Origin of the sequence: Devosia sp. WQ 349K1 (assembly GCF_016595685.1) — a bacterium.
GTDB lineage: Bacteria > Pseudomonadota > Alphaproteobacteria > Rhizobiales > Devosiaceae > Devosia.
Map to the genome: position 1 here is coordinate 222409 of NZ_JAENGO010000005.1, position 12312 is coordinate 234720.

Sequence of the window (12312 nt, forward strand, 5' to 3'; positions counted from 1 at the left end):
CGCGCCTTGTCGTTGCGCCAACGAGGGCTTATATGCCCAATCGCCCGGCTGATTGCAACCCGATATTTTCCGGAGACCCAACTTGTTCAAAGGGCTGTGGGAAACGCTCTTGAAACGCTAGGCGGAACAAGGGAAAAAGGGGTCCAAGGCTTTGTAGCAAAAGCAGAAGAGCAGATTGCCATGACCATGTCGTTTGATGCAGCACCCAGTGCTTCTCGTCCTCCTGCAGAGCTAATCCGCGATGGTAGTGACGCCGGTTTTAAAGCGGATGTGATCGACGCATCCCTAGAGACACCAGTCCTTGTGGACTTCTGGGCCCCCTGGTGCGGCCCTTGCCGCCAGCTTGGCCCAGCCATTGAAAAAGTGGTGACTGAGAAGGCTGGTGCCATCCGTCTCGTCAAAATCAATATCGACGAACATCCTCATTTTGCTGGCCAACTTGGCGTCCAGTCCATTCCAGCGGTCTTCGCATTTGCTGGCGGTCGCCCGGTCGATGGTTTTATGGGCGCTATGCCCGAAGGCGAAGTGCGCCGTTTTGCTGAGCGCGTTATTTCGGCCGCGCCTGCAGGGCAACCGGCTGCCGATACGCTCGAAAGCCAAATCGCTGATGCTCTCAACATCGCGCAGCAGGCAATTGCCGCTGGCGATCTCCCGCAAGCCGCTGAAATCTTTGGCATGGTTCTCCAGCACGTCCCTGATCACGCCCAGGCGCTGATCGGATTGGCAGGCATATACTTGGCCGCCGATGAGCTTGAAGAAGCACGCGCAACCTTGGATGCTGTTCCCGAAGCTGGCCGCACCGGCGACGCCTACAATGCCTTGGTCAATGCCATTCGCCTCAAGGACGAAGCCGCTGGCCTGTCCGAATCTGCAGCGCTAGAAGCCACAGTGGCTGCCGACCCAGACAATCATCAGGCGCGTTTTGATCTCGCCATGGTGCTCAATGCCGAAGGCAAGCGCGTCGAAGCGGCGGAAGCTTTGGTCACGATTTTCAAGCGCGATCGCACTTGGAATGAAGATGCGGCCCGCAAGAAACTGCTCGAGTTCTTCGAGGCTTGGGGCTTTAAAGACCCGGCAACCGTTAAGGGTCGCCGTCTCCTCTCTGCAGCGCTGTTTTCCTAAGGATACTATGCCTACGCGCCCCACAAGCATTGCTGAGCTGCCGCAATCGGTTGCCATCTTCCCGCTGAGTGGGGCGCTGCTGCTGCCCTTTTCTCATCGGCCTCTCAATATTTTTGAGCCGCGCTATATCGAGATGATCGACAAGGCCTTGGGGGGCGATCGCCTGATCGGGCTCATCCAACCAGAAGATATGAGCGAGGAAAGTCCAAAGGGCGAAGTGCCGTTGCAGCAGATCGGCTGCCTAGGTCGCCTCACGCATTTTGAAGACAATGCCGATGGTCGCTATTTCGTTGTTTTGGAAGGGATTTGCCGTTTCCGCCTTGAACGGGAGCTAACGGTCGATACGCCTTTCCGTCAGGCTGAAATTTCTGCTCTCGGCTATGATGCAGATTTCGAGCGCACCTATGGCGAGGGCGCTGTCGATCGCCAGCGCTTCCTCAAAATGATGCGGGACTATGCTGAATTCGCCAATTTTGAGCTCAATTGGGAAGAGATTGAGAGCACTGGCACAGCTGACCTAGTCAATTTCTGCTGTATGGTGTCGCCCTATGGAGCCGCTGAAAAGCAGGTCTTGCTTGAAGCGCAAACCCTTCACGATCGTGCGGAGACGCTAATTGCCATGACAGAATACGAAATGGCACGCGGCTCGAGCGACGGCACTGTCTCGGTGAACTAATGGTCAAGGGCGACATCGTTCCGCGCTATGTATTGCATCCGCAAACCCTCGAAATGCTGGTTTGTCCGATGACGAAGACGCGGCTGACCCTGTCGCCCGACAAGTCCGAACTAATTTCGGTCGCCGCGCGCTTGGCCTTCCCTATTGTCAAAGGGGTGCCGCTTCTGAGCCTCGACGACGCACGCGCCGTCGAGCTCGAAGAAATTCAAAAACTGCGTTTGGTCTAAAGCGGTATGCCGCTCAAGAGCTTAGGACCATTGCCGGCAGATGCCGCTCGGATCAGGGCGGATTTCACCGGACCCGCGCGGTCGACTAGCCCTAGCCCGAAATCGCGCACCGCTCGAACGGGAGCAATCTCATTGGAAAACAGCCTATTCATGCCATCGGTCACAACGGCCATGGAGGCCGTGTCAAACCGCCGCCAGCTCTGGTAGCGCTCCAGCACGTCTTGTGTTCCGTGGTCGAGGCCGAGGCGCATGGCGTCGACAATGACTTCCGCAAGCGCCGCAACGTCCTTCAGCCCGAGATTAAGCCCTTGTCCAGCAATCGGGTGCACGACATGGGCGGCATCCCCCACAAGCGCGAGGCGCGACCCGATAAAGCTTTTTGCGAGCTGCAATCGCAGGGGGAAGCCCGCGATCTTGTCCTCAAGCGTCACCTTGCCCAGCGTTGAACCCATAACGGCTTCAATCTCCTCTGCCAGTTGCTCCGGCGTCATGGCGAGAAAGCGCTTTGCCGCTTCAGTCGTTTCAGTCCACACCAGTGATGAGCGGTTGCCCGGCAAGGGGAGGCTGGCAAAAGGCCCCGCGGGCCTAAAATGCTCATATGCGACGCCATCATGAGCCAATTCATGGCTGATCGTCGCCACTAGCCCCGTTTGATTGTAATCGGCCCCCATGGTGTCGATACCGGCCTGCTTGCGCAGCCAAGACTGCGCGCCGTCGGCAGCCACGATTAGCGGCGCGATGAGTTCACGACCATCCTCAAGCGTAATGGTGCTGAGCGATGCACCTGCATCCCAAGATTGGATTGCAGCCGGTGCAATGACCGAGATATTCGGCGCAGTTGCCTCGAGCAAGGCGCCGACACTGGCTTGGTTCGGCACCATATGCGCAAAGGGTTCGCCGAGTCCCACTTCGCCATCAAACTGTAGAAACATGGGGCGGGCCAAATCGCCGGTCCCGGAATCCGTAATGCGCATGGCAGTCATGGCCTGCGCATGCGGGGCCATGTCATTCCAGACGCCCAAGACCTCGAAAACGCGACGCACTCCAGCAGCAATGGCCGAAGCGCGGTTGTCTTGCGGAACAGAAAGCGGGCGGCGATCCACGAGGCCAACACGAATTCCTGCTGCTGAGCGCACCAGCGCTAAAGCCAGCGTAAGGCCCACGGGACCTGCGCCCACAATCAGCACATCAAAACGCTCACAGCTGGACTTTGTCATGAACCACTCCACTTCTGTTCTCGGTTCTGGCCTGCATGTGTGATCGGAGCAAGCCCCCAGCAAGCCCCGGGCCCAAAAAGGGGGCCAAAACACGCGCCTAAATATTAACCGCCATGCCGCGTCGATGCTCAAAAACTAGACGCATGTTAGTCGCCTGGGTCGCCTTAAAATTAGGCGGCGCGATAACACTCTGATTTAGAACGATTTTCTTACGGCAACTATAGTTGGCATGGCGCTTGAGTCTGAGTTGGCATTCCACACTGCGCCAGATGGCGCCAAGGGGGTAAGATGAAACTCGTTGTTGCCATCATTAAGCCGTCGCGCTTGGAAGAAGTCCGTCAGGCACTGAATTCGCTCGACGTCCACGGCATGACTGTCACTGAAGTCAAAGGCTATGGTCGCCAGAAGGGCCATTCCGAAATCTATCGCGGCACCGAATATGCCGTGCATTTCCTTCCCAAGCTGAAAGTCGAAATCGCTGTCGAAAGTGATCAGGCCGACGCTGTTGTTGTCGCCATCCGCGACGCCGCCCAGACCGGCCGCATCGGCGACGGCAAGATTTTTGTCCTCGATCTGCTCGCAGCGACCCGGATTCGTACCGGTGAAACCGGCGCGTCCGCGCTCTGATCCGCCCTTTCAGGAGAATTATTGTATGATTGCGTTGAACGCTCCTCTTAAGATTGCAGGCGGTGTCGCGCTCGCGACAGCTTTGCTGGCGCTGCCCGCCGCAGCCCAAGATGCAGCTCCAGAAGCCGTTGCAGCCATTGTTGGTGAAGCGACGCTTCACACCCAGTTTATTCTGAACAGTTTCCTTATGTTGTTCGGTGGCATCCTTGTTTTCTGGATGGCTGCTGGTTTTGCCATGCTCGAAGCGGGCATGGTCCGTAAGAAAAACGTCTCAATGCAGCTGCTCAAGAACATCTTGATGTACTCGCTCGCATGTCTTGCTTACTACGTCATCGGCTACAAGTTGATGTACCCCGGCGATGCGTGGATCATCCCGAACGTCTTGGGCGCGCTTGGCATTGCTGTTCTAGAACCCGTTGGCCTCACTGCTGACGCTGCTGATCTGACCTACGCAACCACCAGCTCGGACTTCTTCTTCCAGGTGATGTTCTGCGCCACTGCTGCTTCGATCGTATCGGGCACTGTTGCCGAGCGCATCAAGCTGGTTCCGTTCATGATCTTTGTCGCGATCCTGACTGCGCTGGTTTACCCAATCCAGGCATCTTGGAAGTGGGGCGGCGGCTTCCTCGACACCAACTTCGGTTTCCTCGACTTCGCCGGGTCGACAGTTGTTCACTCCGTTGGCGGTTGGGCTGCCCTCGCAGGTGCAATTGTTCTGGGTGCTCGCAAGGGCAAGTACAATGCCGATGGTTCGGTGAACCCGATCCCGGGCTCCAACATGCCGCTTGTTGTTCTGGGCATGTTCATCCTCTGGATGGGTTGGTACGGCTTTAACGGTGCGTCGCAGCTGGCCATGGGCACTATTGGTGATATCGCTGACGTTGGTCGCGTTATGGCAAACACCAATGCCGGTGCTCTTGGTGGCGCGCTTGCAGCCGCTCTGCTGGCTGGCGTGATGTATAAAAAGGTCGACCTGACCTTTGTGGTCAATGGCGCTCTCGCAGGCCTCGTCTCGATCACTGCTGAACCACTCACCCCAGGCCTTGGCACCGCATCGCTGATCGGTGCTGTCGGTGGCGTTATCGTTGTTCTCTCCGTTCCGCTGCTCGACAAGTTCAAGATCGACGACGTTGTCGGCGCGATCCCAGTTCACCTATTTGCAGGCATGTGGGGCACCATCGCCGTCGTCTTCACCAATGCTGATGCCACCCTTGGCGGCCAGTTGATCTCGATCCTTGTTGTTGGTGTGTTCACCTTCGTCATCAGCTTTGCTGCCTGGACCATCCTCAAGGCAGTGATGGGCCTGCGCCCAAGCGCCGACGATGAAGAAGTTGGTCTCGACGTTGCTGAAGTCGGCGTCGAAGCCTACCCGCAGTTCAAGTAATTGCCGCGAAAGCCGGGCGTGTCTCACGGCCGGCTTTCCCTCCTCTTATTAGCGGCGTGCAGCTCGCGTCCCTCTTGGCCCGCCACAGAGGCTTCCCACTCGCACTGCGCGTGCTGCACACCCCTAATAAGCTCTGCACAAATAATAAGCGTCGAAAGAATATTCCGCTCAGTAATTGTGCAAATTAGATCTCCGTTTTTAGCGGACGCATTCCCCAACTTCCTAAGTATTTGTTGCTTCTGCAAGATTCTTGTTTCGCTCAATTGGCATGCGAATTGAGTCTCATCTTGTATTCGACACTGCGTCCTGTGACGCGAAGGGGGTCAGATGAAACTTGTTGTTGCCATCATCAAGCCATCGCGGCTGGAAGAGGTCCGGCAGGCGCTCAATTCACTGGATATTCACGGCATGACCGTGACCGAGGTGAAAGGCTATGGGCGCCAGAAAGGGCACTCGGAAATCTACCGTGGCACTGAATATGCCGTGAATTTCCTGCCCAAGCTCAAAATCGAAATCGCCGTTGAAGACGATCAGGCGGACACCGTCGGCTCGACCATCCGCGATGCTGCCCAAACCGGCCGTATCGGCGACGGTAAAATCTTCACTCTCGACCTGCTCGCTGTCACCCGTATTCGCACCGGCGAAACCGGCGCATCGGCGCTTTAATCACTCCTGGAGACCAAGATGAAATCATCAAAACTTTTTGGGAGTGCGGCGTTAGCCTCCCTCTTATTAGCCTTGCCGGCCCTCGGGCAGGATGCCGCCCCCGCTGAAGTGGTGGAGATCGCAACCATCGACTCTGGCGACACTGCTTGGATGATTGTTTCGACCCTGTTGGTCATCCTGATGACCATCCCGGGCGTTGCCCTGTTCTACGGCGGGCTGGTGCGGTCCAAGAACATTCTCTCGGTGATCACCCCAGTCTTCGGCGCCTTTTCGATGATAGCGCTGCTTTGGGTCGCTTTCGGATATTCCCTAGCCTTCTCGGGCCCCAGCGAAGGTGGATTGTCGGCGTACATCGGCGATCTCTCCAATCTCTTCCTCGCCAATGTAACCCCAGACTCGGTGTCAGGATCAATTCCAGAACTCGTCTTCGTTGTCTTCCAGCTGACCTTCGCTTGTATCACCGCGACGCTGGTTGTCGGCGGCATTGCTGAACGCATGAAGTTCGGTGCTGTGATGGCGTTTCTCGCCATCTGGTTTGTTTTCTCCTACCTGCCGATTGCACACATGGTGTGGTCTGGCGCCGGCCTGTTCTTCAACATGGGCGCGCTCGATTTTGCTGGTGGCACGGTCGTCCACATCAACTCCGGCGTTGCTGCACTGGTCGCGGCCATCGTGCTTGGGCCTCGCCTTGGCTACATGAAAGAGCCAATCGCGCCACATAACCTCGTCTTCACCTATGTCGGTGCTTGCCTTCTGTGGGTTGGTTGGTTCGGCTTTAATGCTGGTTCGGCTCTGGGTGCGAACGGGCTGGCCGCTCAAGCCTTCCTCAACACCATCACGGCTCCTGCTGCGGCTGGCATTGCCTGGGCTGTCGGCGAAAAAATCACTCGCGGTCATGCGTCGTCGCTGGGCTTTGTTTCGGGCGCTGTTGCGGGCTTGGTCGCCATCACTCCGGCAGCGGGTTTTGCCGGTACGTTCGGCGCGATCGTTCTCGGCGCTGTCACCGGCTTTATCTGCCTGTGGGCCGTTGTGACCCTCAAGCCACTGCTCAAATACGACGATAGCCTTGACGTCTTCGGCATTCACGGGGTCGGCGGGATTGTCGGCGCTATCGGCACAGCCATTGTCGCAGCACCTTCCCTCGGCGGGTTTGGTGCGGAAGGCTATGACATGTTTGCTCAACTCGGAACGCAGACGCTGGCCGTGCTTGTGGCAATTGTCTGGTCCGGCGTGGTGGCCTTTGTCGCAATCCTGATTGTGAAAGCGATATTCGGCGGCATCCGCGCTTCGGAAGCTGCAGAAATCGATGGTCTCGATCTCTCGAGCCATGGCGAACGCGCTTACAACTAAGCTCTTGGTGGCCGGAGTGATCCGGCCACCGAAACTTGTTAGTGGCGTGCAGCTCGCGTCCCTCTTGGCATCAAGAGAAGCTTCCCACTCGCAATGGTCGAGCTGCACACCACTAACAAGCCCCTCGCTTTAGCCGAAATGCGTAGCACTTGTCGCGGCCAATTTGATTCTCGTCTTTATCGCCGACAAGCCCCGCTAAACGCCTCAGGTCCTATCATTTTAGATGGTTAGCACCCGATTAACCCCACATGGTTAGCATAGGGCGCAAACGGCCCAGTCCGATGGTTTGAGGGCCGGCAACGAGTACGCGTATCCATGCCCAGCCATCCTCTTCCCTATGTCGAAGACACCAGACCCGTACCGCCACGCGGCAAAAGCGCAGGCAAGGTGCCAACGCCGCCGCCCGCGATAGCCATTCGCATCCCGCTTCGGGTTGCGGGCGCTATCCTGCTGGTCCTGTCCGCCATCATTCTGGCGTCTATGGCCTCATGGTCGGTCGATGATCCAAGCTTTTCGCTGGCGACGGCGAAATCGGCTGAGAATTGGTTGGGCTATCCCGGTGCGGTGATTGCTGATCTCGTGTTCCAGTTTCTGGGGCTGGGCGGCATTGTCATGGTTGTGCCGCTTGCTCTGTGGGGCTGGGCTATGGCGCGACGTCACTCGTTAACGCGAACCGGCTTGCGGGTGCTGTGCTGGTTGGGCGCAACTGTTTTGTCGACTGGCGTTTTCTCATTCGTGGCGATGCCACAAAGCTGGCCGCTGCCGACAGGCTTGGGTGGTCTCAGCGGCATGATGTTCAGCAATCTGGCGAGCACCATCGTTGGCGACGAGCCGCAGGCTATCACCTCGACTTTGTTCGCGATTATTTTGGCTGCACCAGCATTTGCACTCCTTTGGGTGGCCATGGGCCTCGGCACGACCGTCCCCGTTAAGCCCCAAAAGGGCAAAGCTGGGAGCAAATCGGCTCGCGACGAGGACTACGACGAGCCAGAAAACAGCCCGTTCCTTGATGTTGCTATGGGCGCAGTGGTCCATGCCGGCTATTCGATCCGCACCGCTTTCCGCCGGGCGCGGCAAAGCTATGCCGATCGTCAACGCGCCGACGACCACGATGCGGTTTACGATCACGACGAAGAGCCCTCCATGGAGCCCGCGCGCGCGGCTCAGCCTGCCTCGGCGCGCGAAGTCTTCCGTGAGCCCATGCAGCGCCGTATTCATGCGCCAGTTGATCACGATATCGAGCCTGCCTTCGGTGATGAACCGGCGGTGGCCGCGAGCCCGCGTGTCAATATGGGCCCGTCCTATGACGAGACCGCGATCGATTATCCCGATGATCTGGAAGATGACGACGTGGGCTACGTGCCGGACGCTCCGGTTCCAGCACATACCCAGCGCGGTGATTCTCGTTTCCAGGCCGTCGACCCAGTGGCGCCTCGTGTGACCGCTCCGGCGCCGCGCCCCGCTCAGGGGCAGCGCCAGTTCCGCGAAGCGCAGCCTTCGTTGCTCGATGAGCCACAGGGCTTTGAGCTGCCAGCCCTTAGCCTATTGGCAGAACCGAAGCGGAGCGGTCCATCTCCGGAGCACGATCCTATTCGCCTTGAATCGATGGCGCGCCAGCTTGAGGCGGTGCTGCAGGACTTTGGCGTTAAGGGCGACATTATCAACGTTCGCCCCGGTCCGGTCGTCACGCTGTTCGAACTCGAACCGGCTCCGGGCATTAAGTCCAGCCGCGTGATTTCACTGGCTGATGACATTGCCCGCTCGATGAGCGCGATCTCTGCCCGTGTTGCCGTCGTTCCTGGCCGCAACGCTATCGGTATCGAACTGCCAAATCAGCAGCGCGAAACTGTGTTCTTCCGCGAAATGTTGGCCTCGTCCGATTTCGAAAAGATGAAAGGCAAGCTGCCGATCTGTCTGGGTAAGACCATTGGCGGCGAACCTGTTATCGCCGATCTCGCGCGCATGCCGCACTTGCTGATTGCCGGTACCACCGGCTCGGGCAAGTCCGTGGGCATCAACACCTTCATCCTCTCGCTGCTCTATCAGATGACGCCTGATCAGTGCCGCATGATCATGATCGACCCTAAGATGCTGGAGTTGTCGATCTATGACGGCATCCCGCATTTGCTGACCCCGGTCGTGACCGACCCGCAGAAGGCCGTCGTGGCGCTCAAATGGGCCGTGCGCGAGATGGAAGATCGCTATCGCAAGATGAGCAAGATCGGTGTGCGTAACATCGACGGTTTCAACCAGCGCGTAAATGAGGCAGCTGCCGAAGGGCGCGTTATCAGCCGTACAGTGCAGACTGGCTTTGATCGCGAAACCGGCGAAGCGATCTTTGAGAGCGAAGAGTTCAATCTTGAGCCCTTGCCCTATATCGTCATCATCGTCGACGAAATGGCCGATCTGATGATGGTTGCTGGTAAGGACATCGAAGGCGCGATCCAGCGTCTGGCACAGATGGCCCGTGCGGCAGGTATTCACATCGTAACCGCCACGCAGCGTCCATCCGTCGACGTCATCACCGGTACCATCAAGGCTAACTTCCCGACCCGTATCTCCTTCATGGTGACGTCCAAGATCGACAGTCGCACCATTCTGGGCGAGCAGGGCGCGGAACAGCTCCTTGGCAACGGTGACATGCTCTACATGGCCTCGGGCGGCCGTACTAAACGTCTGCATGGCGCATTCGTTTCGGATCTGGAAGTCGAATCCGTCGTCAATCACCTCAAGTCGCAGGGCTCGCCTGATTACCTCGAAAACATCACCGAGGAAGAAGAAGAGGGCGGCTATGGCGAGGGCGGTTCAAGCGAGGAAGGTTACGCCGGGTCTGGCGACGAGCTTTACGACAAGGCCGTACACATCGTCCTTACGGACAAGAAGGCTTCCACCTCCTATGTGCAACGACGCTTGGCCATTGGCTATAACAAGGCTGCGACCCTGATTGAGCGCATGGAACGCGAAGGCGTGATCAGCCCGGCGAACCATGCGGGCAAGCGTGAAATTCTCGTCGGCAACAATGCTGACGGCTATTGACCTGTCGCGCAGATGATCTCTTCGGGCTGCGCCTCAAACTGGCGTGGCCCGACCATCATTGTTCCCCCGTTTGACGCGACGTCCTTAATCCGTACGGCAAGAGTGCAGTTGCCCGAGGTGACGACATAGAGGTCGGGTTCAGTCAGCTCTATTGTGTCAATGATGTGCTGCACGCCCAAAACCTCGGTCGCCGCGTTGAGCACGGCAACAAACTCGGCCTGCCGTTGATACTGCGGAGGAAGTGCTGCGTGAGCGGGGATTGTGGCAATGGCTGCTATAAAAATTGCCGAAATTATTGTTTTCATGACTTTAACTCCCCACATGCAAGCAGCATCGGAACCTTCCTGCTGTTGCCGTAATTGCTGACTAGGCTAGGTTTAGTCAAACGCCTCGAGAGGACAAGCTGCCAATGATTCGACGCCATGCTTTGATGCTCGGTTTTGCTGCCGCCCTAGTGTCAGCGTTCCCCGCTTATGCACAGCGCACGTTGACGCCAGAAGAGCAGCAATTGGTCAGTGAGATCAATGCGCACAACGGCGCCATCCGCACCATGGTCGGACGGTTCTTGCAGATTGATACCAATGGTGGCCGTAGCGAGGGGACCTTCTTCCTTGAGCGCCCCAACAAGATTGCGTTCCGCTATGCTCCGCCCTCGCGTGAGGAAATTGTCTCGCGCGGCAGTGGCTTTTACGTCGTCGATCGTCGGGAAGAGACCTATTACGCCTATCCGCAGGATTCGATCCCGCTGCGCCAGTTTTTGGGCACAGAAATCAATATCCTGTCGGGCAATGTTGTCGATCTCACCACCACTGATGGTTACCTCAGTGTGACCCTGCAAGATCAGACCATCGCCGGGACCGTGCAAGTCTCGCTCGTCTTCGACACACAAACCAAAGATTTGGCACAGTGGACACTGGTGGAGCCCAATGGCAGCCAGCTGACCTTCTCGCTCTACGATGTGCAGCAGGGCGTAGAAATCCCAAGCCACTTCTTCACCTTCCCGTCGACCTTCAAGGGACGGGACCCGGCCAAGAACTAGGCCTTCTTCGGAAATGGAAATCCCCGCTGCAGCGGGGATTTTTGTTTTCAGAGGCCAAAGCCGAGAATGGCGATGAGGCCTATTGTGCCAATCGCAATACGCCACCAGGCAAATGGCGCAAATCCGTGCTTGGAAACAAAGTCCAAGAGATACCGAACCACAATCGCACCCACGACAAACGCCGCGGCAAAGCCAATAGCGATATTGATGCCAAGGCTCGCGTCCAGCATGTCGCGGCTCTTGTAAAGGTCGTAGCCAAAAGCCCCAACCATGATCGGCAGCGCGATAAAGAAGGTGAACTCTGCGGCAGCGCGTTTGGTCGCGCCAAACAGCATTCCGCCCACGACAGTTGCCCCAGAACGCGAAACACCGGGGATAAGTGCTACCATCTGAAACAGGCCCATGATGAAGGCGAGTTTCCAAGGGAAGGCATAAATTACGTCATGCTCTTCGCGCTTTGGCATGCGGTCAACGATAAGCAAAATGATGCCACCGACGAGCAAGGAGACGCATATCACTATCGGCGTTTCGTAGATAACGGTCTGGATGAAATCGCGTAGCAAAACACCCGCCAAAGCCGCAGGAATGCTGGCTAAAATCACAGCTACAGCAAAGTGCCAAGCGTAGGCTTTGCCCTTCAAAGCGTCTGCGATGAGCAATGCGAGTTTGGCGAAATAAATGGTGACGACAGCGAGAATTGCACCGAGCTGAATGAGCACGATGAAGGTCGCTGGCTGGCTCCAGCCGAAGAAGTGTCCGGCCAAAAGCAGGTGCCCGGTCGAGCTGACGGGAAGGAATTCGGTCAGGCCTTCGAGAATTCCCAGTGCCAGCGGCACAAAAAGACCTTGATCCCCGTTCATTTCATCCCCTAACTCGTCCAAGAAGGCTTCAGTCTGCCAAACCTCTTAGCCTTGTTCGCGAAACGCGCCAAGGCAGAGCGGCAGGCAGGTTGGCCCCCAACAGTAGAG

Annotated in this window: 12 protein-coding genes; 9 read left to right on the forward strand and 3 right to left on the reverse strand. The window is 57.4% G+C overall.

Features of this window, described 5'->3' with window-relative positions:
• The first annotated feature begins 180 nt into the window (after positions 1-180).
• The 3 genes from JHL21_RS11730 to JHL21_RS11740 are packed head-to-tail and all read left to right on the forward strand — an operon-like array spanning position 181 to position 2025.
• A complete protein-coding gene (locus tag JHL21_RS11730; RefSeq protein ID WP_200213613.1) occupies positions 181-1122 on the forward strand; it encodes a co-chaperone YbbN in 942 nt (313 codons plus the stop codon).
• A gap of 7 nt (positions 1123-1129) precedes the next feature.
• Entirely contained in the window at positions 1130-1798 is a 669-nt protein-coding gene (locus JHL21_RS11735) for an LON peptidase substrate-binding domain-containing protein (protein ID WP_169194310.1), read from the forward strand.
• Positions 1798-2025 (forward strand): Trm112 family protein, encoded by a 228-nt coding sequence (locus JHL21_RS11740; protein WP_169194309.1) that lies wholly within the window; start codon positions 1798-1800, stop codon positions 2023-2025. The genes JHL21_RS11735 and JHL21_RS11740 overlap by 1 nt, the downstream gene beginning before the upstream one ends.
• On the opposite strand, the gene JHL21_RS11745 is transcribed toward JHL21_RS11740, so the two are convergent.
• The gene (locus tag JHL21_RS11745; protein ID WP_200213615.1) at positions 2022-3242 is read right to left on the reverse strand and encodes an FAD-dependent monooxygenase; all 1221 of its coding nucleotides are present in this window, start codon (positions 3240-3242) and stop codon (positions 2022-2024) included. The two genes, JHL21_RS11740 and JHL21_RS11745, sit on opposite strands and share 4 nt — an antisense overlap.
• Positions 3243-3530: 288 nt before the next feature.
• Here JHL21_RS11745 and JHL21_RS11750 point away from each other — a divergent pair, with 288 nt between their 5' ends.
• The 5 genes from JHL21_RS11750 to JHL21_RS11770 all read left to right on the forward strand — a co-directional run bounded on the left by JHL21_RS11750 (position 3531) and on the right by JHL21_RS11770 (position 10305).
• Complete coding sequence (locus JHL21_RS11750; RefSeq protein ID WP_169194307.1) at positions 3531-3869, forward strand: P-II family nitrogen regulator; 339 nt, start codon at positions 3531-3533, stop codon at positions 3867-3869.
• Positions 3870-3894: 25 nt separating this feature from the next.
• Positions 3895-5253, forward strand: coding sequence for an ammonium transporter (locus JHL21_RS11755; protein WP_199531140.1), 1359 nt, complete (start codon positions 3895-3897; stop codon positions 5251-5253).
• A gap of 327 nt (positions 5254-5580) precedes the next feature.
• The gene (locus JHL21_RS11760; protein ID WP_200213617.1) at positions 5581-5919 is read left to right on the forward strand and encodes a P-II family nitrogen regulator; all 339 of its coding nucleotides are present in this window, start codon (positions 5581-5583) and stop codon (positions 5917-5919) included.
• Positions 5920-5937: 18 nt separating this feature from the next.
• Positions 5938-7269 (forward strand): ammonium transporter, encoded by a 1332-nt coding sequence (locus JHL21_RS11765; RefSeq protein WP_200213619.1) that lies wholly within the window; start codon positions 5938-5940, stop codon positions 7267-7269.
• A gap of 315 nt (positions 7270-7584) precedes the next feature.
• Complete coding sequence (locus tag JHL21_RS11770; protein WP_200213620.1) at positions 7585-10305, forward strand: DNA translocase FtsK; 2721 nt, start codon at positions 7585-7587, stop codon at positions 10303-10305.
• Here the strand turns inward: JHL21_RS11770 and JHL21_RS11775 are convergent.
• Positions 10299-10610, reverse strand: a complete 312-nt coding sequence (locus tag JHL21_RS11775) for a hypothetical protein (protein ID WP_200213622.1) — start codon at positions 10608-10610, stop codon at positions 10299-10301. The two genes, JHL21_RS11770 and JHL21_RS11775, sit on opposite strands and share 7 nt — an antisense overlap.
• 104 nt (positions 10611-10714) lie before the next feature.
• On the opposite strand from JHL21_RS11775, the gene JHL21_RS11780 reads away from it, so the two are divergent.
• The gene (locus JHL21_RS11780) at positions 10715-11344 is read left to right on the forward strand and encodes an outer membrane lipoprotein carrier protein LolA (protein ID WP_200213623.1); all 630 of its coding nucleotides are present in this window, start codon (positions 10715-10717) and stop codon (positions 11342-11344) included.
• Positions 11345-11391: 47 nt separating this feature from the next.
• On the opposite strand, the gene JHL21_RS11785 is transcribed toward JHL21_RS11780, so the two are convergent.
• Entirely contained in the window at positions 11392-12204 is an 813-nt protein-coding gene (locus tag JHL21_RS11785) for an undecaprenyl-diphosphate phosphatase (protein WP_169194300.1), read from the reverse strand.
• Positions 12205-12312: the final 108 nt, after the last annotated feature.